The sequence below is a fragment of the Candidatus Rokuibacteriota bacterium genome (assembly GCA_016188005.1).
Taxonomy (GTDB): Bacteria; Methylomirabilota; Methylomirabilia; order Rokubacteriales; family CSP1-6; genus UBA12499.
Map to the genome: position 1 here is coordinate 1 of JACPIQ010000111.1, position 24,844 is coordinate 24,844.

The 24,844-nt window shown below is 71.0% G+C and carries 25 protein-coding genes and 1 tRNA gene; 13 read left to right on the top strand and 13 right to left on the bottom strand.

Annotation, left to right across the window (positions count from 1 at the left end; genetic code table 11):
- Both groEL and groES read right to left on the bottom strand, forming a co-directional pair.
- On the bottom strand, nucleotides 1-428 hold a 428-nt coding region (groEL, locus tag HYV93_21485; GenBank protein ID MBI2528544.1), incomplete at its 3' end, for a chaperonin GroEL.
- A gap of 85 nt (nucleotides 429-513) precedes the next feature.
- On the bottom strand, nucleotides 514-801 hold the full coding sequence (groES, locus tag HYV93_21490; GenBank protein ID MBI2528545.1) for a co-chaperone GroES: 288 nt from the start codon (nucleotides 799-801) through the stop codon (nucleotides 514-516).
- A 162-nt stretch (nucleotides 802-963) separates the two neighbouring features.
- Between groES and HYV93_21495 the strand changes: the two genes are divergently transcribed.
- On the top strand, nucleotides 964-1,959 hold the full coding sequence (locus HYV93_21495) for a D-glycerate dehydrogenase (protein ID MBI2528546.1): 996 nt from the start codon (nucleotides 964-966) through the stop codon (nucleotides 1,957-1,959).
- A gap of 2 nt (nucleotides 1,960-1,961) precedes the next feature.
- Entirely contained in the window at nucleotides 1,962-3,098 is a 1,137-nt protein-coding gene (locus tag HYV93_21500; protein ID MBI2528547.1) for an ABC transporter ATP-binding protein, read from the top strand.
- On the opposite strand, the gene HYV93_21505 is transcribed toward HYV93_21500, so the two are convergent.
- The gene (locus HYV93_21505) at nucleotides 2,983-4,263 is read right to left on the bottom strand and encodes a ribonuclease H-like domain-containing protein (protein ID MBI2528548.1); all 1,281 of its coding nucleotides are present in this window, start codon (nucleotides 4,261-4,263) and stop codon (nucleotides 2,983-2,985) included. The two genes, HYV93_21500 and HYV93_21505, sit on opposite strands and share 116 nt — an antisense overlap.
- 19 nt (nucleotides 4,264-4,282) lie before the next feature.
- A complete protein-coding gene (locus HYV93_21510) occupies nucleotides 4,283-6,625 on the bottom strand; it encodes a DEAD/DEAH box helicase (protein MBI2528549.1) in 2,343 nt (780 codons plus the stop codon).
- Between the two features lie 78 nt (nucleotides 6,626-6,703).
- Here HYV93_21510 and HYV93_21515 point away from each other — a divergent pair, with 78 nt between their 5' ends.
- Nucleotides 6,704-7,273, top strand: coding sequence for a VanZ family protein (locus tag HYV93_21515; protein ID MBI2528550.1), 570 nt, complete (start codon nucleotides 6,704-6,706; stop codon nucleotides 7,271-7,273).
- A gap of 34 nt (nucleotides 7,274-7,307) precedes the next feature.
- Here the strand turns inward: HYV93_21515 and HYV93_21520 are convergent, their stop codons facing one another.
- From HYV93_21520 to HYV93_21540, 5 genes are all read right to left on the bottom strand, one after another.
- Complete coding sequence (locus HYV93_21520) at nucleotides 7,308-7,901, bottom strand: hypothetical protein (GenBank protein ID MBI2528551.1); 594 nt, start codon at nucleotides 7,899-7,901, stop codon at nucleotides 7,308-7,310.
- Nucleotides 7,898-8,413: a decarboxylase gene (locus HYV93_21525; protein ID MBI2528552.1), complete on the bottom strand. Its 516-nt coding sequence runs from the start codon at nucleotides 8,411-8,413 to the stop codon at nucleotides 7,898-7,900. Before HYV93_21525 ends, HYV93_21520 begins: the two co-directional genes overlap by 4 nt.
- A 92-nt stretch (nucleotides 8,414-8,505) precedes the next feature.
- Nucleotides 8,506-9,387, bottom strand: coding sequence for an oxaloacetate decarboxylase (locus HYV93_21530; GenBank protein ID MBI2528553.1), 882 nt, complete (start codon nucleotides 9,385-9,387; stop codon nucleotides 8,506-8,508).
- 25 nt (nucleotides 9,388-9,412) lie between these two features.
- Complete coding sequence (locus HYV93_21535) at nucleotides 9,413-11,356, bottom strand: FAD-dependent oxidoreductase (protein MBI2528554.1); 1,944 nt, start codon at nucleotides 11,354-11,356, stop codon at nucleotides 9,413-9,415.
- 125 nt (nucleotides 11,357-11,481) lie between these two features.
- Entirely contained in the window at nucleotides 11,482-12,369 is an 888-nt protein-coding gene (locus HYV93_21540) for a radical SAM protein (protein ID MBI2528555.1), read from the bottom strand.
- 112 nt (nucleotides 12,370-12,481) lie between these two features.
- Between HYV93_21540 and HYV93_21545 the strand changes: the two genes are divergently transcribed.
- The gene (locus tag HYV93_21545) at nucleotides 12,482-12,859 is read left to right on the top strand and encodes a fumarylacetoacetate hydrolase family protein (protein ID MBI2528556.1); all 378 of its coding nucleotides are present in this window, start codon (nucleotides 12,482-12,484) and stop codon (nucleotides 12,857-12,859) included.
- A 12-nt stretch (nucleotides 12,860-12,871) separates the two neighbouring features.
- Here HYV93_21545 and HYV93_21550 read toward each other — a convergent pair whose 3' ends face one another.
- The 4 genes from HYV93_21550 to rlmD form a co-directional block, all read right to left on the bottom strand.
- Nucleotides 12,872-14,437: an ABC transporter substrate-binding protein gene (locus tag HYV93_21550; protein ID MBI2528557.1), complete on the bottom strand. Its 1,566-nt coding sequence runs from the start codon at nucleotides 14,435-14,437 to the stop codon at nucleotides 12,872-12,874.
- Between the two features lie 84 nt (nucleotides 14,438-14,521).
- Nucleotides 14,522-15,364, bottom strand: a complete 843-nt coding sequence (locus HYV93_21555; protein MBI2528558.1) for an ABC transporter permease — start codon at nucleotides 15,362-15,364, stop codon at nucleotides 14,522-14,524.
- A 277-nt stretch (nucleotides 15,365-15,641) separates the two neighbouring features.
- Entirely contained in the window at nucleotides 15,642-16,559 is a 918-nt protein-coding gene (locus HYV93_21560; protein ID MBI2528559.1) for an ABC transporter permease, read from the bottom strand.
- Nucleotides 16,560-16,577: 18 nt separating this feature from the next.
- Nucleotides 16,578-17,978 carry a 23S rRNA (uracil(1939)-C(5))-methyltransferase RlmD gene (gene rlmD / locus HYV93_21565; GenBank protein MBI2528560.1) on the bottom strand — a complete coding sequence of 467 codons (1,401 nt, stop codon included), beginning with the start codon at nucleotides 17,976-17,978 and terminating at the stop codon, nucleotides 16,578-16,580.
- A 97-nt stretch (nucleotides 17,979-18,075) separates the two neighbouring features.
- Here rlmD and HYV93_21570 point away from each other — a divergent pair, with 97 nt between their 5' ends.
- The 9 genes from HYV93_21570 to HYV93_21610 all read left to right on the top strand — a co-directional run bounded on the left by HYV93_21570 (nucleotide 18,076) and on the right by HYV93_21610 (nucleotide 24,686).
- On the top strand, nucleotides 18,076-18,591 hold the full coding sequence (locus HYV93_21570) for a DUF721 domain-containing protein (protein MBI2528561.1): 516 nt from the start codon (nucleotides 18,076-18,078) through the stop codon (nucleotides 18,589-18,591).
- A complete protein-coding gene (locus HYV93_21575) occupies nucleotides 18,588-20,378 on the top strand; it encodes a tetratricopeptide repeat protein (GenBank protein MBI2528562.1) in 1,791 nt (596 codons plus the stop codon). The genes HYV93_21570 and HYV93_21575 overlap by 4 nt, the downstream gene beginning before the upstream one ends.
- Before the next feature lie 85 nt (nucleotides 20,379-20,463).
- Complete coding sequence (locus HYV93_21580; protein MBI2528563.1) at nucleotides 20,464-21,132, top strand: hypothetical protein; 669 nt, start codon at nucleotides 20,464-20,466, stop codon at nucleotides 21,130-21,132.
- A gap of 67 nt (nucleotides 21,133-21,199) precedes the next feature.
- The gene (locus HYV93_21585) at nucleotides 21,200-22,060 is read left to right on the top strand and encodes a 4-(cytidine 5'-diphospho)-2-C-methyl-D-erythritol kinase (protein MBI2528564.1); all 861 of its coding nucleotides are present in this window, start codon (nucleotides 21,200-21,202) and stop codon (nucleotides 22,058-22,060) included.
- Nucleotides 22,061-22,070: 10 nt separating this feature from the next.
- Nucleotides 22,071-22,145: transfer RNA gene (locus tag HYV93_21590), tRNA-Gln, on the top strand.
- Between the two features lie 21 nt (nucleotides 22,146-22,166).
- Nucleotides 22,167-23,105, top strand: a complete 939-nt coding sequence (locus HYV93_21595; GenBank protein MBI2528565.1) for a ribose-phosphate pyrophosphokinase — start codon at nucleotides 22,167-22,169, stop codon at nucleotides 23,103-23,105.
- A gap of 22 nt (nucleotides 23,106-23,127) precedes the next feature.
- Nucleotides 23,128-23,793 carry a 50S ribosomal protein L25 gene (locus tag HYV93_21600; GenBank protein MBI2528566.1) on the top strand — a complete coding sequence of 222 codons (666 nt, stop codon included), beginning with the start codon at nucleotides 23,128-23,130 and terminating at the stop codon, nucleotides 23,791-23,793.
- A complete protein-coding gene (locus HYV93_21605) occupies nucleotides 23,794-24,354 on the top strand; it encodes an aminoacyl-tRNA hydrolase (GenBank protein ID MBI2528567.1) in 561 nt (186 codons plus the stop codon).
- 137 nt (nucleotides 24,355-24,491) lie between these two features.
- Nucleotides 24,492-24,686, top strand: coding sequence for a 30S ribosomal protein S21 (locus HYV93_21610; protein ID MBI2528568.1), 195 nt, complete (start codon nucleotides 24,492-24,494; stop codon nucleotides 24,684-24,686).
- Nucleotides 24,687-24,844 lie beyond the last annotated feature (158 nt).

A 24,844-nucleotide genomic window follows, 5' to 3' on the forward strand; every position in this document is an offset into this window, starting at 1 on the left:
ATCTCCTTCTTGTCCTTCGTCGACTTCGAGAGCTTCTTCAGCTCGCCCACGACGGCGTCGACGGCGGCGTCGATCCCGCGCTTGAGCCCCATGGGGTTGGCGCCGGCCGTCACGTTCTTCAGCCCCTCGCGGAAGATGGCCTGGGCCAGCACCGTCGCCGTCGTCGTCCCGTCCCCGGCGATGTCCGAGGTCTTGGAGGCCACCTCCTTGATCATCTGGGCCCCCATGTCCTCGTTGTTGTCCTTCAGCTCGATCTCCTTCGCCACGGTCACGCCGTCCTTGGTGATCGTGGGGCTGCCGAACTTCTTGTCGATGACCACGTTGCGCCCCTTGGGGCCCATGGTGGCCTTGACCGCCAACGACAGGATGTTGACTCCGCGGAGCAGGGCGGCCCGCCCCTCATCGCTGAACATGACCTGCTTGGGCATCCTGAATATCCTCCTGGTTCGTTCGTTCGATCGAGTGGACCGGACGTCCGGCGCCCGGTCGGGTTGGCCCTAGATCGGTCCGCGGCTAGCCGATGATGCCGAGCACGTCCTCTTCGCGCATGATCAGGTACTCCTCGTCCTCGACCTTCACCTCCGAGCCGGAGTACTTGCCGAACAGGATGCGGTCGCCGGCCTTGACGTCGAGTGGGATCTTCTTGCCTTCGTCGTTCACCTTGCCATTCCCCACGGCGATCACCTTGCCCTCCTGGGGCTTCTCCTTGGCCGTGTCGGGGATGATGATGCCGCCCTTCTTCACCTCACCCTCCTCGACGCGCTTGACAAGGATGCGGTCGTGCAACGGACGAATCTTCATGGTCAACTCGCCTCCCGATAGATAAGATGTTTGACTTGGTGACGACCCGACGCCACCGGGTCGTTAGCACTCATCGAGTGCGACTGCTAATATATGAGCGGGCCCCACAGAAGTCAACGTCTAATTTAGCCTTTTCAATCAGAGAGTTATTTGGAGGAGGCCATGGCTGACACGGCATCCAGGCCGGCAATCCTGATATCGAGAATCCTGCCCGAGGAATCCCTGCAACGGGCGCGGACGCGGGCCGACGTGGACCTGCACACGGGGAACGGGCCGCTGCCGAAGGGGGAGCTGGCCGCCCGCCTCAGAGGGCGGGGGGGGCTCGTCTGCCTCATCACCGACACCATCGACGGGGCCCTGCTGGCAGCCTGCCCCGATCTCCGCGTCGTCTCCAACGTGGCGGTGGGCTTCAACAACATCGACCTCGCCGCGGCGACCAAGCGAGGCGTGGTGGTCACCAACACCCCGGACGTGCTGACCGAGACCACGGCCGATTTCACCTGGACCCTGCTCATGGCCACAGCGAGACGCCTCATCGAGGCCGACCGCTACGTGCGGGAGGGCAGGTTCACCCAGTGGGAGCTCATGGTCTTCCTGGGCGGAGACGTTCACGGCAAGACGCTGGGGGTCGTCGGCTTCGGCCGGATCGGCCGGGCCGTGGCCCGGCGCGCCCTCGGCTTCAAGATGCGCGTCCTCTATCACGACGCCACCCCCGCGGGGCGGGCGGCGGAGCAGGAGCTCCGCGCCTCGGCGACGGACCTCGGGACCCTGCTGCGGGAGTCGGATTTCGTCACCCTCCACACCCCGCTGCTGCCCGAGACCCACCACCTGATCAACGCGCGAACCCTCGGGATGATGAAACGCACCGCCTACCTCATCAATGCCTCACGCGGCCCGGTGGTGGAGGAAGCGGCCCTCGTCGAGGCCCTCCGGGAAGGGCGGATCGCCGGGGCCGCCCTCGATGTCTACGAGCACGAGCCCAGGGTCCACTCCGATCTCCTGGGCCTGCCCAACGTCGTCCTCGCGCCCCATATCGCCAGCGCCTCACATGACACCCGGGTCCAGATGGCGAACCTCGCGGTGGAGAACTGCCTGGCCGTCCTGGAGGGCCGGAGGCCGCCGACTCCGGTGAACCCGGAGGTCCTCGAGCGCCGCTGACGATGAAGCTCCTCGAGCTCTCGCGGGTGACCAAGCGCTACGCCACGGATGGGCCGCCCGCCGTCGATGGCCTCTCCCTGGCGGTCGAGCAGGGCGAGATCCTGGCGCTGCTGGGGCCCTCAGGGTGCGGAAAGACCACGACGCTGCGGCTCATCGCGGGCTTCGAGGTCCCCGACACGGGCACCGTGACCATCCGGGGCCAGGTGGTGGCGGGTCCCGGCCGCGCGGTGCCCCCCGAGGAGCGCGGCGTCGGCGTCGTCTTCCAGGACTATGCCCTCTTCCCGCACCTCACGGTCGCGGACAACGTGGGCTTCGGGTTGCACCGCCTGGAGCGGGGCCCGCGGCGGGAGCGCGTCGCCCAGATTCTGGAGCTGGTCGGGCTTCCCGGATTCGGCGGACGTTACCCCCACGAGCTCTCGGGCGGGCAGCAGCAGCGGGTGGCGGTGGCCCGGGCGCTGGCGCCAGCCCCTGCCCTCATCCTGCTCGACGAGCCCTTCTCGAACCTGGACGCGGACCTGCGCGCGCTGATGCGGGAGGAGGTCGAGAAGATCCTGCGGAACACCGGGACGACGGCCATCTTCGTCACCCATGACCAGGAGGAGGCCTTCACCCTGGCCGACAGGGTCGGCGTCCTGCACGAGGGGAGGATCGAGCAGTTCGGTCGCCCGGAGGCCATCTATCGCCACCCTGCCTCCCGGTTCGTGGCCGAGTTCGTGGGCGCGGCCGACTTCCTGCCGGGTCTCGTGACCAGCGCCGGCGTCGTCACGGAGGTGGGCGTGTTCGGCAACGTGGGCGACCGCTCGCCGGGCGACCGCGTGGAGGTCATGGTCCGCCCGGACGACATCACCTTCGTGCCGCATCGGGATGGCGCGGGCGTCATCATCCACCGCCACTTCCGCGGCTCGGAGTGCCTCTACTGCATCCGCCTCCCCTCCGGGCACCGCGTGCACTCCTCCCAGCGGTCCTCCTCCATGTTCCCCGTCGGGACCCGGGTGCGGGCCGAGGCCCACCTGCTGCACGTCGTCACGTTCCCGGCCGGGGCGGGGGGCCCTCCGGCCCCGGCGCCGCCTGTTGACGGAGCCTCGGGGACCGAGCGCCAGCCTGGCGGCGGCGATCCAGGCGGTGCAGGCGGTGGGTGAGCGCCGCAATCACCCCGTCGGCCGCGCGGGTGCTGCGGGCACGGTCAAGCGCCTCTCTGATCACCGCGTGGGCAGTGGCGAAGTCACGGCGCCGGTGCTCGTCGATCTTGGCCATCTCCTCCCAGGGTCGTGGGTCGAAGGCCCCCTGGCGATGGACGATCTCCTCCCAGAGGGCCCGCGCCTCCACGAAGCGCGCCCGCCGCCGCTCGGTCCAGGCCAGCCGGGACAGCAGCCGCTCCCGCCCGGCTCCCTCGAGCCCCAGACGCAGCGCCAGCCGGTAGCACGCCTCGCCGCGCGCGGCATCCCGGGGCTCCCAGAGCCGGCCGAGGGCGGCCAGGTCCTCCGGCGCCAGCCCGGGATCGGGCGCGCGCCCGGCCGCGTCGGTCACCCAGCCGGTGAGTGCAGCCAGCGAGAGAATGTCGTGGCGGTTGTGCTCGAAGATCCGGGGCACGTCGCCGGGATGCCTTCGCCTCAGGTAGTCGAAGTACAGGGACGGGATCAGCGCCCCCGGCACGTCGTCCTCGCGGCTGAAGCCCAGCACGCGTTGCTCCACCGTTCCCAGCCGGCAGTCCGCGAGTCGGCCGCCCCAGAGCCGGCGGGCAGCGGGCAGGAGATCGAGGTGGACCCCCTCCCCGGGCCACCGGCGACGCCCGAGCACGAAGCGCGTTTCCAGCAGCGGCAGGTCGAAGCCGGCGCCGTTGTAGGTGACCAGGCCGTCGAAGCGCCGGAGCAGCCCGTCCACGGCGGCCAGGAGCGCCGGCTCCTCGTCGAGGTCGCGCATGAAGAACTGCCGCACCTCTAACTCCGCGCCATCCACAAAACCTGCCCCGACCAGGAACGCATACGTCCCGGTGCCCCCCGCGAGCCCCGTCGTCTCCGTGTCCAGGTACAGGAGACGGTCGGGGCCCGGGGGGGAGACTCCGTCGCGCGCCAGCAGCGCGAGGCACTCCGGAGCGGCCCCACGGAGCGCGGTCAGCGGTTGGCCCCCGTGGACGTGGGCCAGCGGCCAGCGTCGACGCACCACCAGGACGGGCCCGCGCTCCGTCTCCTCGATGGCGCCGGCCACGGCGTCCTGGATCGACGCCGCAGGCCGGTCCGGGCGCGGCGCCCGCGTCCTGGCCTCGAGGCGCCGGATCAGGTCTCGGAGGTCCGCGGGAACGGCCACGGCGGGTGGTGCGCCCGGCTCAGGCCGGGTTCACGAGCTCGGCCAGGAGCGCCCGGGCCGCGGACTTGGCCCGACGGCCCACCTCGTTCACGGGCCCCACACAGGAGGGACAGCCGCTCTTGCACGGGCAGGAGTCGAGCATGGTGCACCCCTGGGCCAGGATCTCGGGGAGCACCTCGAAGATGCGCTCGGCCAGCCCCGCCCCCCCGGGCTGGCTGTCGTAGAGGTAGATCGTCGGAGTGAACGCCTCCGCGCGGAGCAGCCGGGCCCGCGCCGACTCCCGTGTCGCCACCACGCCCGTCTCGGCCGGCGTGCCGTCGCCGAGCCACGCGCCCACGTCTCTCACGTCGCAGAGGAGGAAGATCGGGGCGAGGTGGTGGAGCAGGTATGTGAGGGCGCGGAGCCCGTCCACCAGCTCCTCGCGGCTCGGCGACACCCGCGCCAGCACGGCCGGGTCGAAGGTGAGCCAGACGCCCGTGGTCTGCATCTCCTGCTGCGGCAATTCGACTTCCCCCGATCCCACGTTCTCCAGCGTGCCCATCTTGATCTTCTTGAAGCCCACCACCTTCTCGGCCACCAGCACCTCGCCCTGCTCGGCGGCGAGCCCCCGGCTGTCCCGGCGGGTGAAGCGCTGGAGGATCCACACCCCCTTGGCGCTGATGGCGTCGGTGAAGTAGTCCACGACGACCCGCTTGACATAGGCCACCTTCTCCTCGTCCTCGCGGTAGTGGAGCGCCTGCACCTCGAAGGGCTCGCTCTCCACCATGTAGGGGTAGATCATGGCGAAGGCGCTCTTCCAGTCCACCTCCGCGATGATCTGGCGCCGTCGGGTCTCCTTGGCATCCCGCGCCGTCGTGTCGATGACGAGGAAGTTGTCGGAGGTGACCGTCCGGAGGGAGATGTGGTCGGCGGGGTAGGTCTCCGACGTCCAGTGATAGCGATCGCCCGCGCGATGCAGGAGCCCCGCCTCCTCCAGCGCGGCGAGCTGGGCCGAGACCTCCCCGCCGAAGGGCTCCCCGGCCTCGAACGGCAGCTCGAAAGCGCCGCATTTCAGGTGGTTGACGAGGATGAAGGGGTTCTGGGGGTTGATGCGCGCCTGCTCGGGCGAGACCCCGAAGAGGTACTCGGGATGAGCGACCAGGTACTGGTCCATCGGGGCGCTCGTGGCCACGAGGATGGCGACCGACTGGCCGCTGCGCCGCCCCGCGCGCCCCGCCTGCTGCCACAGGGAGGCGATGGTGCCGGGGAATCCGGCCAGCACCGCCACGTCCAGGTGGCCGATGTCGATGCCGAGCTCCAGAGCGCTCGTGGCAACGACGCCCAGCACCTCGCCCGACCTGAGCCCCTGCTCCACCTCGCGCCGCCTGTGCGGCAGGTAGCCGCCGCGGTAGCCCCGCACGATCCCCGAGTCGCCCGTCCTGTCCTCCACCAGCTTCTTGACGGTGGCCAGCACGACCTCGGTGGACAGGCGGCTCTGACAGAAGACGATGGTGGCGATCTTCCCCTTGAGGAAGCGCGCCGCGAGCTTGGCGGCCTCGCCCAGGTAGGGGGCGCGGATCCCCAGCTCCGGGTTCGCCACGGGCGGGTTGTAGCAGACGAAGAGCTTGTCCCCCGTCGGGGCGCCGCTCTCGCCGATCTCGGACACCGGCTCACCCGTGAGGCGCTCGGCCAGCTCGCGCGGATTCGCGATGGTGGCCGAGGCCATGATGAACTGGGGTGCCGAGCCGTAGTGGCGGCAGATGCGCTTGAGCCGGCGGAGCACGTTGGCCAGGTGGCTTCCGAAGACGCCGCGGTAGGCGTGCAGCTCGTCGATGACGATGTAGCGGAGGTTCTGGAAGAGATTCACCCACTTGGTGTGATGCGGCAGGATCCCCGAGTGAAGCATGTCCGGATTGGTGAGCACCAGGTTGGCTCGCGCCCGGACCGCCCGCCGGGCATCCTGCGGCGTGTCGCCGTCGTAAGTGAACATCCGCATGCCAGGCAGCGTCCTGGCGAGCTCGGTCAGCTCGGCGAGCTGGTCCTGGGCCAGGGCCTTGGTGGGGAAGAGGTAGAGGACGCGCGCCTCCGGCTGCTGGACCAGGCTCTGGAGGACGGGCAGGTTGTAGCAGAGCGTCTTCCCCGACGCCGTGGGCGTCACGACCACCAGGTGCTCGCCCTTCGCCACGCTCTCGAAGGCCCGAGCCTGGTGGGAGTAGAGCTGCGTGACGCCCCGGCCGCGGAGCGCTACCACGAGTCGAGGGTCGAGGGAAGACGGGAAGGGGGCGAAGGCGGCGGGGCGGGCGTCGAAGTGCCGGGTCGCGGCGATCAGGGGACCCGTCTCGAGCGAGGTGAGCAGCTCGTCGAGCAGATCCCGTAGCGACATGGCTCATCCTATGTTTAGCGGTCAGGGCTTGTCAACTTCCGCAATGCCGGCGGCGCTTCCGATGGTATGGCTGGTGCCGTGACGGAGCATCCACGCGCCCTTCGCCTCCTGGCGCCGCTCGGCTGGACCATGGTCATTGCCTGGTTCTCCGGCGTGGCAGGGAACAGCTCGGTCACCCGGGAGCTGACGCTGCCGTGGATCGCAGCGCTGCTGCCCTGGGCGGCTCCGGAAACCCTCGAGGCCCTGCACGTGCTGGTTCGCAAGACCGGTCACGTCACCGAGTACGGGCTCCTCGCGTTCCTCTGGGCATGGGCGGTGGGCAGCTGGCGTGCCCCACTGGCGCTGTCGGTCCTCACGGCCTTCCTCGACGAGGCCCACCAGGCGACCACGCTCGAGCGGGAAGGCAGCGTCGGCGATCTCCTGCTGGACTCCACAGCGGCGGCGGCGGCGCTCTGGCTCCTCCACCAGGGCCCCGGCGCGCCCCTCGATACGCTGGCTCGCGCACTCCTGTGGATCGCGGCGGGAGGTGGGACCGCGCTCCTGCTCGTCAACCTCACGGCCGGTGCGCCGGGCGGCTGGCTCTGGCTCTCCGTGCCCGCCGCCTGGATCGCGCTGGCCCTCCTCCGGATGAGGACCAGGCGCCCGTAGTGAGCCCCGGGGGCGCGCGGCCCCCTCGCCCGCGCTACCGGCGCGCGGCTTGCGGGGGGAGCGCGGCGAGGGCCTGGATGAAGCTGCGCGTGTGGCCGACGACGTCGCGATCGAGCGTGCCCTCGGCCCGCCCCTTCTCGGTCTTGACGGACACGACGAAGGGACCGTCCTCGCTGAACAGGCGGTCGTAGGCGCGCCCGAGCTCGTCCTCCGTTCGCACCTCGAGCGCCTTCTCCACGCCGGCGCCCCGGGCGATTCCGGCCAGGCTCGACCGGACCGCCGTGGCCGTCGGCTGCCCGCCCGTCGTCTGATGGACCTCGTTGTCCCAGATCAGCAGCGCGTAGTTCCGGGGGGCCGTCGTGGCGATGGTGCACAAGGAGCCGAGGTTCATGAGGAGCGACCCGTCGCCGTCGAGGCAGATCACGCGGACGTCGGGCCGCGCCAGCGCGATGCCGAGCCCGATGGAGGAGCACTGCCCCATGGAGCCGAAGGTGTAGCAGTTGAGCGGACGGTGGGCCCGGCGCTGCAGCTCGAGCGTCGCCTGCCCGAGGTTCGACACGACGACCTCGCTGGTCAGACGCTCGGCCAGCAGCCGGGTCGCCGTGGCCCGGTTCACGGCCCCGCTCATCCGAGCTTCCCTCCCGTCAGCTCCGCCGGCAGGATGAAGGCCACCGGGAGCGACCGCGTGTACGCCAGCTTGATCAGACCGTCGGCCTGCGCCTCGAGATCGGCGATGGAGCGCGGCATGAGGTGGCGGATGTCGAGGGCGTCGAGGATGCGCGCGGCCGCCTGCCCCACCGGGACCTGGGCCGGGTTGAACTCGCCCAGGTCCCCGCGATGGCTCATGACGAGCACCACCGGGATCTGGCTGGCCACGTTCAGTGAGCCCAGCGTGTTCACGCAGTTCCCGAGCCCGCTGTTCTGCATGATGAGGGCCCCCCGCCGGCCAGCCATGAAGGCCCCGGAGAGGAGGCCGAGCCCCTCCTCCTCGCGGCACACCGTGACCACCCGGCACTGGGAATCGCTCCAGAGCTGCTCGAGCACCTGGGTCACGATGTAGTCGGGGACCGTGGCGAAGAGCCGGATCCCGTTCCGGCGCAGCACGTCCGCCATGTGCTTCGACCAGTTCGCGTCTGCCATCGGTGGACTCCTCCTCTCTCCGGGCACGTTAGCGGCGGTTGCCGTCGAGGTCAAGCACCGCTCGAGGGCGAGCCGCCCGCCGCCTCCTGCCCTCACGGCGGCGCAGCGCCCGGCCGGCTCGCGTACCGCCGGTCGAGCTCGAGGTACCGCGGTGTGTCCACCACGGCCTCCCGCTCCTCGAACGAGGCCATGCGCTCGGCCAGAGCCGCGCTGTTGCCGTCGCGCTTGATGGCCGCCAGCACCTCTTCCATGGCCCGGATGGCGGCACGCTGGAGGTCGGACGGGATGATCACGATGCGGTAGCCCCATGCGCGGAGCCGTTCGAGGGACACCAGCGGCGTCTTCCCGCCGAGAAACATGTTGATGAGCTGCGGGGCGCGGAGGCGCGCCGGGACAGCCTCGATCTGCGCCTCGGTCTGGGGCGCCTCCACGAACAGCATGTCCGCCCCGGCCTCGGCGTAGGCCTGCGCACGCGCCAGCGCGGCCTCGAACCCCTCGACGGCGATGGCGTCGGTCCGGGCGATGATCACCAGGTCGGGGTCGCTGGCGGCTTCCCGGGCCGCCCGGATCTTCTGCGCCATCTCCTCCACCGGGACGACCGACTTGTCGGCGTAGTGCCCGCAGCGCTTGGGGAAATGCTGGTCCTCGAGGTGGAAGGCCGCCACCCCGGCGCGCTCGAGCTCGCGCACGGCGCGGCGCGCGCTCAGCGCATTCCCGTAGCCCGTGTCGGCGTCGGCGATGACCGGCACCTCGGACTGCTCGACGATGCGGGCCACGCGGTCGGCCACCTCCACCAGGCCGAGCAGCCCCAGGTCGGGATAGCCCAGGCTCCGGGCGATGCCGCCGCCCGTGGCGTAGACGGCCGAGAACCCGGCGCGGCAGGCCAGGCGCGCCGAGAGTCCATCGTAGACGCCCGGCGCCACGATGATGTCCGGGCCCGCCAGGAGGCGGCGCAGGCGCGTCGAGGGCCGCATGCTCATGCTCCAGCCGCGGGAGGCATCAGATGTGGCTCCCGGCCCAGGCCCCTTCGTAGAGGGCGTCGGCGATGATGCGCGGCTCGACGCAGTCCCCGACGGCGTGGACCTCGGGCACCTTCCGCCGGAGCAGCTCGAGCCACGTGGGCTCGGACATGGAGCCGCGCGCCACGATGACCAGCTCGGCGCCCACGGTCGCCTCGCGGCCGTCCTCCTCCACGAGCACGGCCCGGCCGTCCCGCACCTCGCGGATGTCGCAGCGGGTGCGGAACGCCACTCCCAGCCGTCGCAGGCGGGCCAGGAGCGGCCCCCGGTAGCTCGGCACCACGTCCCCGGCCAGATCCTCCGCGGGCGAGCGCGAGACCAGGGTGACCCGGTTGCCGCGCTCCGCCAGGAACTCCGCCGTCTCGCAACCCATCTGCCTGCCCCCGAGCACAACCACCGCCAGGTCCCTGGCGGGCGGACGGCCCTCCAGCACTTCCCAGGCCGAGCGCACCTGGCCGGGCCGGGCCCCCAGCACCCGCTCCTCGACGGGGCGGGCGCCGGTGGCCACCACCACGGCATCGGCCTCTCCCTCGGCGAGCCCGTCGGGGCTGAAGGCCGTCGAGGTGGACAGCTGCACCCCCGCCCGGAGCGCCTGGTTGACGAGGCAGCACCTCAACCACTCGATCTTGTCCTTGTGGGGAGGGAGCGCGGCCAGGTGGAGCTGGCCGCCGAGCTCGGCGCTCCGCTCGTACAGCGTGACGTGGTGGCCCCGCGCGGCCGCGGCGCGCGCGGCCTCGAGGCCGGCGGGGCCACCACCGACGACGATGATGCGCTTGGGCGCCGCTGCCGGCCCCACGGCGGAGAACTCCCGCTCGCGCCCCGTCTCGGGATTCACCAGGCACCGGATGGGCCGCGCCCACAGCAGCGCCAGCCGGCAATGGTCACAGGAGATGCACGGGCGGATCTCGTCGTCCCTGCCGGCCGCGGCCTTGGCCGGCCAGTCGGGGTCGGCCAGCAACTGCCGGCCCAGCGCGATGAAATCGGCCTTCCCCTCGTCCAGGATCTCCTCGGCGAAGGCGGGGTGGCGGATCTCCCCCACGGCGATGACCGGCACGGAGACGCGCCCCTTGATGGTGGCGGCGTAGCCGGTGAGCCATCCCTCGGGACGAGCCATGGGGCTGGTGTCGGGCGGAGCCAGGGTGATCGGGGCAGTTCCGCCGATGGAGACATGGATGGCGTCCACGCCCCACGCCTCGAGCGCCTCCGCGATCTCCACGGCCTCCTCGATCCCGTAGCCGCCCTCGGCGCTCAGGCGGAAGAGCACCGGGAAGCGCGCGCCCACCGCCGCGCGGACCCGCCGGACCACCAGCCCGGCGAAGCGGCGGCGGTTCTCCGGGCTCCCGCCATAGGCGTCGGCGCGGCGGTTGGAGGCGGGGGAGAGGAACTCGTGGATCAGGTAGCCATGAGCGCCGTGGATCTCCACCGCATCGTACCCTGCGCGCCGGGCCCGGTCGGCGGCGCGGGCGTACTCCTCCGCCACCGCCTCGATCTCCGTCACGGTCGCCTCCCGGGGGACGATGGAGGCGGCATCCTGGGCCACAGGCGACGGAGCCAGGAGGAAGCCACCGGTCACCGCCGGGTCGGCGCGGCCCCCGCCGTGATGGATCTGCAGCGCGACCTTCGCGCCCTGGCGGTGGACCGCCTCGACCAGCTCGAAGTGGCCGGGCACGAGCCCGTCGCGGTCGATCCCGAGCTGGCAGACGAAGGCCTTGCCCTGCGGCGCGATGTAGGTGGCCTCCACGATGACGAGCCCCGCGCCGCCCGCAGCCCGGCGCGCGTAGTGCTCGACGGTGCGCGGGGTCACCGCCCCCGTCTCGGCGGCGAGCTGCACCACCATGGGTGCCATCACGACCCGATTGCGCAGCTCCATGAGCCCGATCGTTCCCGGCGAGAAGAGCCGCGGGCGGGCCTTCGCTTCCCCCATGTCAAGCCTCCTGTTGGCCCGGCCTCGATGAGGCCAGCGCCCGGGCGGTGTGCGGTCGAGGAGTTTCGTCGTCATCGCGACCACGATCCGGCGGCGGGCCACGGCCTGCCCTTCCCCGCCCCGGCTCAGAGCCCGAGCCCGACCAGCCGCTCGGTGGGCGGCCGGAAGGCCCGGGCGGGCCACGCGAGGGCTGCGTCGAGCTGCGCCAGCATCGTGGGGGTGTCCGCGGGGACCCGCCCGCGCACGTCGAGGAAGTTCGAGACGTGGTCCGAGAGCAGCGTCGTGGGCCCGTCGAGGTGCTGGATCAGCAGGCGGGTCTCGCGGAGCGCCTCCTGCGCCGACAGGAGGGTGAGCGCGCCGTCTCGCCATCGATCGTGCCAGGGCGTGCCCGGCTGCGGCACGAAGGTGCGCAGGCGGACGAAGGTGGGGGGCGCCTGGTTGAGGACCTGCGCGCTGCCCAGCGCATGCTCGCGCCAGCGCTCGGCGCCCGCCAGGCCGACCATGAGGTACACCGAGAGCTCGATGCCGGCGCCCATGACGTGCCGGTAGGCCTCCACCGCCTGTTCGGGGGTCACGCCCTTGTTGATGGCGCGCAGGGTCGCCGCATCCCCGGACTCGAGGCCGGAATGGATGCGGGTGATGCCGGCCGCCGCCACCGCCCGCCACTGCTCCAGGGACTTCTTGACGAGGAACTTCGCCGACCCGTACATGGTGATGCGCTCGAGGTCCGGGAACCGAGCGCAGGCCGCCGCGCCGATGGCGACCAGCGTGGCGGCGGGCAGGACGGCGGTGTTGCCGTCGGCCAGGAAGATGGTCCGTACCCCGTGCGGGCCATACGCCTCGCGCGCCATGTCCAGGTCTTCGATCACCTCCGTCAACGGGCGCACCCGGAAGCTGCGCCCCTTGTACATGCCGCAGAAGGCGCACTTGTTGTGCGGGCACGCCAGGGTCGCCTGGATGATGAGCGATCCAGCCTCGCTCGGGGGCCGATAGACGAGACCTTCGTACCGCACGCGTACCCTCCCTCGGCCACGGAGACGGCCGGGCCCAGGACCCGGCGCCTGCCGGGCCCCTTCAATAGATACACCGACGCCGCCCCGATGGGTAGGCCGGTGACGGCCCCTGGTGGTCCCGGCGCGCCGGCGGGCTCGCCCCGCCGGGGGGCCGCCGGTTGCGTTCGAGACACGACCCCCCGTATGCTCCCGTCGAGACGGGCCGCCACGTCACCACGCCGAGTCGGGGAGAGGGGACCTCAGCTGCCGGATCTTCCGCCACGGGACCCTCGCCTTCGAGGGACGCGTCAACACGCGGGAGATGAAGCGGCGCTGCGACGAGCTCGTTGGCTGGCTCTGCCGCCACAACCCCGTGCCGCCGGGAACGGTGCTCTCGACGGGCACGGGCATCCTGGTCCCCGACGAGCACGCGCTCGACGAGGGCGACATCGTCGAGATCGATCTCGAGAGGGTCGGCAGGCTCAGGAATCCGGTGCGGCGACTCCGCTAGCCCGGCGCGGCGCTACCTGGCGTCCTTCAGCGACAGCCAGACGCCGACGATCTGCTCGGAGGACAGCGCCTGGAAGCCCACGCGCCTGCTCACCCCGTAGAGGTCCATCTGCTGGTACAGCGGCAGCACCGCGCCGTCGTCCAGCATGAGCCGCTGCGCCCTGGCGTAGATCTCCTGGCGCCGCTTCGGATCCACCGTGGTCTGCGCCTCGTCCATCATCCCGTCGAAGTCGGTGTTGTGATGGTTCGCCAGCGGGTTGCCCGACCGGAACAGCGGGGTGAGCGTGCCGTCGGCGTCCCAGGTGGTGTTTCCCCAGCCGATGAGGTACATGGGGTTGGCCTTGTGGATGTAGACCATCTGGTTCAGGTAGGTGGTCCACTCGAAGGTGCGCACGCGGGCGCGGATGCCGGACTTGGTCAGCTGCCCCCCCACGGCCTCCGCCACCTCCTTGTCCTTGAGATAGCGCCCATCGGGGGAATTCAGCGTCAGGTCGATCCCGTTGGGGAAGCCGGCCTCGGCGAGGAGCTTCTTGACGCGGTCGGGGTCCTGCTTGACCGGCGCCAGCGACTTGTCGAAGCCGAAGTGCTTGCTGGTGAGCGGCGTGGCCGTGCGGATGGCCTGCCCCTCGAGGACCGTCTTGATGATCTCGTCGGGGTTCACGGCGGCGATGATTGCCTGGCGCACCCGCTTGTCCTTGGTGGGCCCCTCCACCGGCCCCGCCGGCTTGTTGGCGGTGTCGAACTGGTAGGTGTAGATGGGGATGAAGATGGTCCGCACGCTGGGCGCCTTGGAGATGTAGAGCTTGGGGTGCTTGTCGATGATCGGCACGAGGTGCGGCGGGATGTTGACGGCGATGTCCACCTCGCCGGCCTGGAGCGCGGCCACACGCACGGCGTGCTCGGGGATCGGCCGGTAGACGATGGTCTTGACTTTCGGGGCGCCGCCCCACCACCGCTCGTTGGCCTCGAGCACGAGCTGGTCGTCCTTCGCCCAGCGGACGAACTTGTAGGGCCCCGTGCCCACCGGGTTCCGGTCGGCGAAGGTCTTGTCCTTGCCCGCGAAGTGCTTCGGCGCCATGACGGCGCCGCGCAGCGCCAGCTGGTTCTCCAGCGTCGGGAACGGCTTGCTGGTGACGATCCGCACCGTGAACTTGTCCACCACCTGCACGGCGCTCACCAGGCGGAAGTTGCCGGCCTGCCGGTTGCCGAGCTTGGGATCGCGCAGGCGGTCCATGCTGAACTTGACCGCCTCGGCGTCGAACTCCTCGCCGTTGTGGAAGCGGACCCCCTGGCGCAGCTTGAACTCCCAGGTGGTGGGGGCAACGAGCTTCCACGAGGTAGCCAGCCACGGGATGATCTTGTTGTCCTTGTCCCGGAAGAGCAGCGTGTCATAGATGTTCAGCAGCACGTTGTAGGCGGGCGTCTCCTCGTGCCACTGCGGGTCGAGCGTCGTCGGGTCCACGCCCTGGGCAATGACGATCTTGCCCTGGGGCGCGGCCAGCGAGGGCACCGTCCACCCGAGCCCGATCACCGAGCACGCCAGGGCTACGCCGAGCGAGCGCACACCGAGTCGCTTCATGAGTGGATCTCCTTTCCTGCGCGCATGTCCGGCCTCGTTCGTCATGATGGCGGCGCCCTTCAGCATCACCTGCGCCCCCTCCCGTCAGACCTTCAGCCTCGGGTCGAGCGTGTCCCGGAGCCCGTCACCGAAGAGGTTGATGCCGAGCACGGTCACTAGGATGGCCAGGCCCGGGAACGTCGCGAGCCACCAGGCCGTCGAGAGGTAGACACGCCCGTCCGCGAGCATGCCGCCCCACGTCGGCGTCGGCGGCTGGACGCCGAGCCCGAGGAAGGACAGGGCCGATTCGATCACGATGACCCGGGCCATGTCCAGTGTCGCCACGACGAGCCAGGGAGTGAAGGCGTTGGGCAGCACGTGGCGGACGAGAATGCGCCCGTCGCGGCTGCCCAGCGCGATCGCGGCCTGGACGAACTCGCGCTCCCGGATCGAGAGCACCTCGCCCCGCACGACGCGCGCATAGACCACCCACGAGGAGACGCCGATGACGATGATGATGTTCTGGAGGCTCGGGCCCAGCACGCCGATCACGGCGATGGCGAGGAGGATGAACGGGAAGGCCAGCTGGATGTCCGCCAGCCGCATGAACAGGTCGTCCACGCGCCCCCCGAAGTAGCCCGAGACCAGCCCGATGACCATTCCCAGCAGCCCCGAGATGAGGACGGCCGCCAGCCCGACCAGGAGGGCGATGCGCGAGCCGTGGATGATCCGCGCCAGGATGTCGCGCCCGAGGTGATCGGTGCCGAGCGGGTGGGTGCGCCCCTGCGCATCCTGCCAGCCGGGCTCCCGGAGCCGCTGCCCGATGTCCTGCGCCAGCGGATCGAAGGGGGCCATCACCGGGGCGAGCGCGGCCGTCAGCGCCACGATCGCCACCACCACGAAGCCGAAGAGCGCGGTGCGCCGCCGGGCCAGGCGGGTCGCCAGCATCAGCCACTCCCGCGCCGCGGGGGAGGCGGCGGGCGTCAGCACGAGGGAGCCGGCCCCGTCAGCCGCCATGTGTTGGGTCCCCAGCCCGCCTGACTGTGGAGGCCACCACGCTGCGGCTCGGCCTCTTCGGGCCTTCGGCCCTCATCGTTCAGCTCGCCTCACTGTGGAGGACATCGCGCCGCGGCTCGGCCTCTTCGGGCCTTCGGCCCTCATCGGTCAGCTCGCCTCACTGTGGAGGCCACCACGCTGCGGCTCGGCCTCTTCGGGCCTTCGGCCCTCATCGGAAGCGGATCCGGGGGTCGAGGTAGGTGTAGACGATATCCACGAGGAAGTTGACCATCACGAACGTGCTGGCGAGCAGGAACACGGCGGCCTGGACCACGGGGTAGTCGCGGTTGAAGATGGCCTGCACCGACAGCCGGCCGACACCTGGCCAGGCGAAGATGGTCTCGGTGATGACGGAGCCGCCGAGCAGCGTGCCCAGCTCGATCCCCACGATGGTCACGATGGGGATCGAGGCGTTCCGCAGGGCGTGCTTCCAGACCACGGGGGGCTCGCCCACGCCCTTCGCGCGGGCCGTCCGGACGTAATCCTGCCCGAGCACCTCGAGCATCCCCGACCGGGTGAGCCGCGTGATGCGCGCCGTGGTGAAGAGCCCCAGCGTGATCGCGGGCAGCACCAGGTGCTCCAGGTCCCCGCGGCCGGACGAGGGGAGCCATCCGAGCCTGACCGAGAACACCAGAATCAGCATGATGCCGAGCCAGAAGGTGGGCATGGCCTGGCCCAGGAGGGCCACGACCGTCGAGACGTAGTCGATGGCGGTGTTGCGGCGCACAGCCGACACGATGCCGGCCGGGATGGCCACGCACAGGGCCAGCGCCAGGCCCGCCCCCGCCAGCTCGAAGGTCGCGGGCAGCCGCTCCGCCACCAGTGACATGGCCGGCTCGCCGTGGCGCAGCGACCCGCCGAAGTTGCCGCGCAGCGCGCCCTTGAGGAAGCGCAGGTACTGCACGCTGACGGGGTCATTGAACCCCATGGACTCCCGGAACTTGGCGATCTCCTCCGCGGTGGCGTCGGGCGGCAGCAGCAGCAGGGCCGGGTCCCCGGTGAGGTGCAGGATGAGGAACACCACCACCGACACGCCGAAAAGCACCAGGATGGACTGCAGGAGCCGCCGGAGCAGATAGACGTTCATCGAGTGGCCGGGGCGGCTTCAGCCGCCCCGGGACAGACGCGCGACCGCCTCGATGTGCGGGGTGTGCGGGAACATGTCGATGGGCTGGACCGACTCCAGCCGGTATCCGGCCCGCACCAGCTCGCCGAGGTCGCGGGCCAGCGTGGCCGGATTGCAGGAGACGTAGACGAGCCGCGCCGGGCGCAGGCTCACGAGCGCGTGGAGCGCCTTGGGGTGGAAGCCCGCCCGCGGCGGATCGGCCACGACCACGTCGGCCGTGACGCCCTTGGCCAGGAGGGAGGGCAGCACGAAGCGGACCTCGCCGGCGAGGAAGGCGCAGTTGACGATCCCGTTGGCCTCGGCGTTGCGGACCGCGTCGGCCACCGCCGCGGGGGTCACCTCGATCCCGTACACCCAGCGGCAGCGCCGCGCCAGGAGCAGGCTGATGGCGCCCGTCCCCGAGTAGAGGTCCACGACCGTCTCGTCGCCGTCAAGGCCCGCGGCCTCCAGGACCAGCTCGAAGAGCCGCTCCGCCTGCACCGTGTTCGTCTGGAAGAAGGAGCCGGGCGAGACCTGGAAGGTGAGCCCGCCCAGCGACTCCCGGATGTGGTCGCGTCCACCCAGGAGGTGCTCCTCCACGCCGACGGCCACGCTGGCCTTCTTCGGGTTCACGTTCAGCACGACGCTGGTGGTCTCCGGCACCCGCGCCTGGAGCCGTCCCACGAGGGGCTCGAAGTCGGACACGGCGGGCGCCGAGGTGACGATGTTGACCATCGCCTCGCCGGTGCGCTTGCCCTCGCGCAGCATCACGAAGCGGAGCAGGCCTTCGCCGCTCTCCTGCTCCCAGGCCGGGCACCCGCGCCCGGCGACGAAGTGCCGGACCTCGTCCAGCAGCGCGTTCATGCGCTCGGACTGGAGCAGGCAGCGCTCGATATCGAGCACCGAGTCGTACCGCTCGGCCTCGTGCAGGCCGATGAGCGGGGGCCGGACCCCTGCGGCCGGCTCACGCGCCGACGGGCCAGGCGACGGCGCCACCGTGAACTCCATCTTGTTCCGGTACCCGTAGGGCTCCGGGGCCGCGATGATGTCGCGCAGCTCGAAGGCGCCCAGCCCGCCGAGGCGCTCGAGGCAATCCGCCACCTGCTTGGACTTGAAGGCCAGCTGCGCCGGATAGGCCACGTGCTGGAGGCGGCAGCCCCCGCAGCGACCGAAGTAGGGGCACGGCGCCTCCACCCGGTGGGGCGACGGGCTCTCGACCGCCTCGATGGTCCCGCGCGCGAAGCGGGCCCGGGCCTGGCCGAGCCGGACGCGCAGCCGATCGCCGGGGATGCCGCCCGGCACGAAGACCACGTAGCCGTCCACGCGCCCAACGCCCTCGCCACCGAAGGCGAGGTCGTCGATGCTGATGGACAGAGTGTCACCGCGCTTGGCCCGGGCCATGTAGCGCCACTATATAGGTTGCGCCCGAGAGGAGTCAATTTGACCCCTTCTTCCCGGTAGCCGGCCGCGCGGCGCTCAAGTATCATTAGATTCTGTCATGACGTTGCGGCGACTCTCCGCCCCTCAGCGTGTCGGCGATCTGCTGACCCGGGCTCTGCCCGCGCTGACGGAGCGCATGTTCGAGGACACCATCCGGAGGGAGTGGGCGGTGGTGGCGGGTCCAGAGCTGTCGCGCCGCTCCCGGCCGGGGACGCTCGAGCGGGGCGTGCTCGAGGTGTGCGCCGACAACTCGCCCTGGCTCACCGAGCTGACGCTGCGCAGCGGCGAGCTCCTCGCCGCGCTCGGGGCCCGCTACGGAGGCCGCATCACCTCCCTGCGCTGCGTCCTGGGGCCGGTGGCACGGGAGGCCCCGGGTCCCGCGCAGCGGGCGCGGCGGGCACCGGGTCCGGGAGAGCGCCGGCTGAGCGCCGAGGAGGCCCAGGCAGTGGAGACCGCGGTGGCCACGCTGCCGGACCCGGACCTCGCCGCCGCCCTGCGGCGTCTCATGACCAAGGACTGCCTGGCCCGGCGGCAGCGGGCGGCAGACCCACGGGCGGAAGGGCCGGCCACATGATCAGCGCCCAACGGCCCGTGACCTTCGGCGCAATCCTCCTGTTCCTCGGGGGCGCTGTCCTCGCCGGCGGCTGCGCCGCGGGCGCTCCCCAGGTGCCGGGCGCAAGCGCGGAGACCGCCACGCCCGCTCCGCGTCTGCACCCGGCCGACACCACCACCGAGGCCTACTACCACTTCTCCGTCGCCCAGCTCCACGCTCGGGCCGGCCGCTTCCCGGAAGCCATCGCCGAGCTGCGCCAGGCCATCCAGCGCGACCCCGGGACGCCGGCGCTCTGGATCCAGCTCGCCCAGTGGCTGTCGCGCACGAATGCGCCCGCCGAGGCCATCGAGGCGGCGCAGAAGGCGGTGGAGCTGGCGCCCGACAGCCAGGCCGCCCATCTCGGCCTGGCCGATCTCTTCCGGCGACAGCGCAGGCCGGCCGAGGCCGAGGCCGAGCTGGAGAAGGTGATCGCCCTGGCCCCGCAGAAGCCGGACGCCTACCTGGCGCTGGCCCAGCTCCACTTCGAGCAGAAGGCCTACGACAAGGCGCGGGCCGTCCTGCTCCGCCTGGTCGAGGGCCGTCCCGCCCTGGCGCAGGGGCATTACCTGCTCGGTCGCGTCGCGATCGAGACCGAGGCGTGGGACGAGGCCGTGACCCGCCTCAGGCGCGCCACGGAGCTGGACCCGGACCAGGACGGAGCGTGGACAGCGCTCGGCTTCGTCTTCGAGAACCAGAAGCGTCCCGAGGAGGCCATCCTCGTCTACCGGCAGGCGATCAAGACGAACCCGGACAACCTGGGCTTCGTGGAACGCCTGGGGGATCTCCTGCTGAGGCTGGGGCGCTTCAAGGACGCCGAGCGGGAGATCGAGACCTTGACCGGCGCAGCCCCGCGGGATCCGCGCGTGTGGATCAAGCTGGGGGCGGTCCAGTACGAGCAGAAGGAGTGGGAGCGGGCCGCCGCGGCCTTCCGGCATGCGCTGGGGCTGGAGCCCGGCAACCTGCGCGCCCGGTACTTTCTCGCCACGACTCTCATCGAGGCGGGCAAGGACGCCGAGGCGCGCGCCGAGCTGGAACGGATCCTGAGCGCGGACGCCCGGTCCGTGGACGCCCGCGTCCAGCTGGGCTTCCTCCTGAGCCGGGCGAAGCGCTATCAGGAGGCCGCCGCCCTCCTCCGCGAGGCGATCAATCTGGAGCCCAAGCGGCCGGAGCTCTTCCTCTACCTCGGCACGGCGCTCTACCGCGCCTCGGAGCATGACCGGGCCGCGGCCGTCCTCCAGGAGGGACTCTCCCTGGACGACAACCACCGCGACCTGCATTTCCAGCTCGGCGTCGTCCGGGAGAAGCAGCGGCGCTTCGAGGACTCCGTCCGCGCCTTCCGCCGCGTGATCGCCATCGACCCCAAGCACGCCGAGGCCTACAACTACATCGGCTACATGTACGCTGAGCGCGGCATCAATCTCGGCGAGGCGGTGGAGCTGATCCAGCAGGCCCTGGCGCTGGACCCGGAGAACGGCTACTTCATCGACAGCCTCGGGTGGGCCTACTACCAGCTGGGCAAGTACCCCGAGGCCCTGCGCGAGCTGCTGCGCGCGGCCGACCGGGCCAAGGACGACCCGGAGGTCTTCGATCACCTGGGCGACGCCTACCTGAAGAACGGGAACGTCGAGGAGGCCATCGCCGCGTGGGAGAAGGCGCTCCAGGTGGACAAGGAGAACCGGACCTCCGAGTCGGTGAAGAAGAAGCTCCAGGAGGCGCGCGAGAAGCAGCTGCGGGCCAAGGGTGATTCTCCCAGGACCGAGCCGAAGTAGCCTCCGGCTCGCCGCTGTGCTCCTGCTGGCCTCGACGCTGGGGGCCTGTGCCTCCGTCCCCCCCGGCCGGCCGCTGTCCGCAGAGGTGGAAGCCACCCTCAGCCTCATCGAGCGGCGCTGGCAGGCCTTCGGGGATCTGCGGGGCGTGGCGGAGATCCGGATCCAGCGCGACGGCCAAGTCCTGCACCTGGCCGGCGTCCTGCTGCTGCGCGCACCGGCCTCTCTGCGCTTCGAGGCCCTGTCGCCTTTCGGCCCACCCATCCTCCTGGTGAGTGCCGACCCGGATCGGGTGACGATCTGGGAGATCATCAGGAACCGGGCTTTCATCCTGCCCTCGTCCCCTGAAGCCAACCGGCGCTGGCTCGGGCTGGCTCTGGGCTCGGAGGATCTGGTGGCCCTCCTGGCGGGACGGGTCCGGCCCCTCGGGTCCCCCCTGTCCGGAGCCTTCCTGCCCGCCGATGACCGCGGCCCGTCGCTGAGCCTGACTGGCCGGGAGACCACTCAGCGGCTCTGGGTGGACCCGGACACAGGGGTGGTCAGACAGGTCGAGTACACGCGGGGGCGGAAGCCGCTGCGCGTCGTGATCACTGGCAGCGGACCCGCCGAGCCTCCCTCCGCGGTCACGCTGGCTTCGCTCGACGGCACGCTGGAGGTCTCCGTCACGTACCGGAGATCCCAGATCGACACCGGCTTCGATCCTGACCTGCTGAAGGTCACTGTCCCGGAAGGCGTGGAAATCCAAGACTTCCGTTGACAGGCCGCCCGGCCGCATGTTAGCCTTCGCTGCCGTGTCAAGGCGGCCGAGTGGGACCCGTCGGCTCGTGCTTCGGACCTCGGCCAAGGTGAACCTGGCCCTCGAGGTCCTGGGCAAGCGGGACGACGGCTATCACGAGATCGTTACGGTGATGCAGGGGGTGGATCTCGCGGACCGTCTGACGCTCGAGACGGCCGATTCGCTGTCGCTTCAGGTGAGCGATCCCGCGCTGCCGGCCGGCGACGATAACCTGATCGTTCGGGCGGCGACGATGCTCAGAGAGGCCGCGGGGGCGCCCCTGGGCGCCCGCATCGCCCTGGAGAAGCGGATTCCCGTGGCCGCCGGGCTCGGTGGCGGATCGAGCGATGCCGCGGCCACCCTGTGGGGGCTCAACCGTCTCTGGGGGCTCCGCTGGCCGCGCGCGCGCCTCGTGGCGCTGGCGGTGCGGCTCGGGATGGACGTGCCGTTCTTCCTTGGACCAGGACGGGCGCTGGCGACGGGGCGGGGCGAGCGGCTCAGGCCATTGCCGGCCGCGGGCGGCTACGCGCTCGTGCTCGTGAATCCGAACTTTCCGCTGTCCACGCGCGAGGTGTACGGGCGCGTGCCGGCGGGGTGGACGGCCGAGGCGCGGGGCACGCGTCGGATGGTGGAGGCGCTCCGCACGCGGAGCGCGCGGGCGGTGGCCGGCGCCCTCACGAACAACCTGGAGGCGATGGTCGAGCCGATGGTCCCGGCCATCCGCCGGATGAAGAGCGCGCTCTTGGCGGCAGGAGCCCTCGGCGCGGTGATGTCCGGCAGCGGTCCGACCGTGTTCGGCGTGGCCAGGTCCTACGACCACGCCCGCCAGATCCGGGGGCGGGTGAACCGCGCGGGATGGTCGTGCTGGGCCGTCCGGACCGTGTCCGGCCCGGTGATCCGGGCGCTGTGAACGTCTTTGCTGGGGCGTGGCCAAGCGGCAAGGCGCGGGACTTTGGATCCCGTATTCGGAGGTTCGAATCCTCCCGCCCCAACCACGAACGGAGACGAGGACATCCATGGGGTATGAGCTGAAGCTTTTCTCCGGCATGGCCAACCGGCCGCTGGCCGAGGAGATCGCCCAGCAGCTGCACCTGCCGCTGGGGGATGCGGATGTCTCCCGCTTCTCCGACGGCGAGGTCTACGTGCAGATCAACGAGAACGTCCGGGGCCAGGACGTCTTCGTGGTCCAGCCGACCTGCCCGCCGGTGAACGACAACCTCATGGAGCTGCTGGTCATGATCGACGCGTTCAAGCGGGCCTCCGCGCGTCGCATCACGGCCGTCCTCCCCTATTACGGCTACGGGCGGCAGGACCGCAAGGTGATGCCGCGCGTGCCCATCTCGGCCAAGCTCGTGGCCGATCTGATCACCGCGGCCGGCACCCATCGCGTGCTGGCGGTGGATCTGCACGCCGGGCAGATCCAGGGCTTTTTCGACATCCCGGTGGACCACCTCTTCGCCGCCCCCGTCATCATCGACTACCTGGCCAAGAAGGATCTCCACGATCCGGTGCTGGTCTCCCCCGACGCGGGCGGCGTCGAGCGCGCCCGCGCCATCGCCAAGCGTCTCAAGGCTGGGCTGGCCATCATCGACAAGCGCCGCGACGGCCCCAACGTGGCCGTGTTCATGCACCTCATCGGCGATGTCGAGGACAAGGACGTGGTGATCATCGACGACATGATCGACACCGCGGGCACGATGATCCAGGCCGTGGACGCGCTCCGGCGCGAGGGCGCGCGACGGATCCTGGCCTGCGCCGTCCACGGCGTGCTGTCGGGCCCCGCCATCGATCGCATCACCGGCTCGTCGCTGGAAGAGGTGATCATCACCAACTCCATCCCGCTGCCGGCCAGCAAGCACCTCCCCAAGGTCCAGGTGCTGTCGGTCGCCCCGCTCTTGGCGGAGGCCATCCGGCGAATCCACGACGAAGAGTCCGTCTCCGGCCTGTTCGTCTAGCCAAGCGAAGGAGTCGAGCGTCATGGAAATGCGTGCACTGACCATCGAGAGGCGCGAGGGCACCGGCAAGGGCCCGGCCCGGCGCCTGCGTCGTGCCGGGCGCATCCCGGCCGTGCTCTACGGCGGCGCGAGCCCCGAGAGCATCGCCGTGGATCCGGGGGAGATCCTCCGGCTCATCCACGGCCACGAGGGCGGCACCCAGCTGCTGAAGGTCTCCTTCGCGGGAGCCGCCGAGGCGCGGATGGCCATCATCCGCGACATGCAGTTCGATCCGGTCTCCGAGGCGCTGATCCACGCCGACCTGCAGGAGGTCGCGCTGGACAAACCGATCCAGGTCGCCGTCCCGCTCCGGCATGTCGGCGACCCGATCGGGGTTCGGGAGACCAAGGGCATCCTCGAGATGATCCTCCGCGAGATCCAGGTGTCATGCCTGCCGGGCGAGATCCCGGAGGTCATCGCCGCCGACGTCTCGGAGCTGCACATCGGGGACGTGTTCACGGTCGGCCAGCTCGTGGCCCCCGCGGGGGTGCGCATCCTGACGGATCTCCGCCAGGCCGTCGCCACCGTGGCGCCGCCCATGGCCGAGGAGGTGGCCGCTCCCGTCGCGGCCGTGGCCGCGGCGCCCGCCGAGCCCGAGGTCCTCACGGAGCGCAAGCCGAAGGAAGAGGTCGAAGAGAAGAAGAAGTAAGTGGCCCAGGCGATCGTCGGCCTCGGCAACCCCGGGCCGGAGTACCGCGACACCCGCCACAACGTCGGGCAGCGCGTGGTGGAAGGGCTTGGCCGGACCCTCCACGCGCGCTTCGCGCGCGAGGGGGGGCACCTGGTCGCGCGCGCCCGCTGGCGGGGCGAGGCCCTCTGCCTCGTCAAGCCCCAGTGCTTCATGAACGTCAGCGGCCCGGCCGTGGCGCGCCTCGGCCGGAAGCTCGGGTTCACCCCCGCGGATCTCATCGTCGTCTTCGACGACCTGGACCTGCCGCTGGGCAAGATCCGCATCCGCACGAAGGGCAGCGCGGGGGGGCACAACGGCGTACGGTCGCTCATCGAGGCCCTCGGCACCAGCGAGTTCCGGCGGATCAAGATCGGCATCGGCCGGCCCGGCGCGCCGGGCGAGGACCGGGACCACGTGGTGGATCACGTTCTGTCGCCCTTCTACCGCGAGGAGCACGAGGTGGTCGAGGCGGCCTGCGCCGAGGCCGCGCAGCAGGCCCTGAAGCTGGTTGAGAGCCGCCCCTCTCCCTCGCGTGCATGACGCGCCCGGCGTGTCCCGATCCCGGCCCGAGCCGGGCGGTCCCGGTCGCGGCCGCGGCTCTTCTGGCGGAATTGCGCCCCTCGGGGCCGCGTGGTATACAGTTCACGTTTACCCGGCTGTCGAGAGGGGGGACCTGAGTGACCAAGGTCATCGTCGAGCCCGACGAGTCCTTCGAGAACGCGCTCAAGCGGTTCAAGAAGCAGTGCGAGAAGGCCGGGCTCATGTCGGAGCTGCGGAAGCGCCAGCACTACGAGAAGCCCAGCGTCAAGCGCAAGCGCAAGACCCTGGCAGCGCGCAAGAAGGCCAAGAAACGCGAGCGGTTCTCCGAATAGTCGCCGGGGGGGCGGGGGTCGAGTGGGCCCAGGTCAGGGCCCTGCTGGCCCTTGCCACCCACACTCCGATGGGCCGCGAGCGAGCGCTTGCTCTCGAGCCCTCCACCGATCCCGGAACGATTCACGCGGCCCTGAGCGACACCCGCCAGGGCCGCCTC

Coding starts and splice junctions, on each gene's coding strand:
- HYV93_21560 (MBI2528559.1), bottom strand. CDS start 16,559: ATGAACGTCTATCTGCTCCGGCGGCTCCTGCAGTCCATCCTGGTGCTT.
- rlmD (MBI2528560.1), bottom strand. CDS start 17,978: ATGGCCCGGGCCAAGCGCGGTGACACTCTGTCCATCAGCATCGACGAC.
- HYV93_21535 (MBI2528554.1), bottom strand. CDS start 11,356: ATGGGGGAAGCGAAGGCCCGCCCGCGGCTCTTCTCGCCGGGAACGATC.
- HYV93_21550 (MBI2528557.1), bottom strand. CDS start 14,437: ATGAAGCGACTCGGTGTGCGCTCGCTCGGCGTAGCCCTGGCGTGCTCG.
- HYV93_21495 (MBI2528546.1), top strand. CDS start 964: ATGGCTGACACGGCATCCAGGCCGGCAATCCTGATATCGAGAATCCTG.
- HYV93_21525 (MBI2528552.1), bottom strand. CDS start 8,413: ATGGCAGACGCGAACTGGTCGAAGCACATGGCGGACGTGCTGCGCCGG.
- HYV93_21555 (MBI2528558.1), bottom strand. CDS start 15,364: ATGCTGGCGACCCGCCTGGCCCGGCGGCGCACCGCGCTCTTCGGCTTC.
- HYV93_21530 (MBI2528553.1), bottom strand. CDS start 9,387: ATGCGGCCCTCGACGCGCCTGCGCCGCCTCCTGGCGGGCCCGGACATC.
- HYV93_21575 (MBI2528562.1), top strand. CDS start 18,588: ATGATCAGCGCCCAACGGCCCGTGACCTTCGGCGCAATCCTCCTGTTC.
- HYV93_21595 (MBI2528565.1), top strand. CDS start 22,167: ATGGGGTATGAGCTGAAGCTTTTCTCCGGCATGGCCAACCGGCCGCTG.
- HYV93_21500 (MBI2528547.1), top strand. CDS start 1,962: ATGAAGCTCCTCGAGCTCTCGCGGGTGACCAAGCGCTACGCCACGGAT.
- HYV93_21570 (MBI2528561.1), top strand. CDS start 18,076: ATGACGTTGCGGCGACTCTCCGCCCCTCAGCGTGTCGGCGATCTGCTG.
- HYV93_21600 (MBI2528566.1), top strand. CDS start 23,128: ATGGAAATGCGTGCACTGACCATCGAGAGGCGCGAGGGCACCGGCAAG.
- HYV93_21510 (MBI2528549.1), bottom strand. CDS start 6,625: ATGTCGCTACGGGATCTGCTCGACGAGCTGCTCACCTCGCTCGAGACG.
- HYV93_21520 (MBI2528551.1), bottom strand. CDS start 7,901: ATGAGCGGGGCCGTGAACCGGGCCACGGCGACCCGGCTGCTGGCCGAG.
- groES (MBI2528545.1), bottom strand. CDS start 801: ATGAAGATTCGTCCGTTGCACGACCGCATCCTTGTCAAGCGCGTCGAG.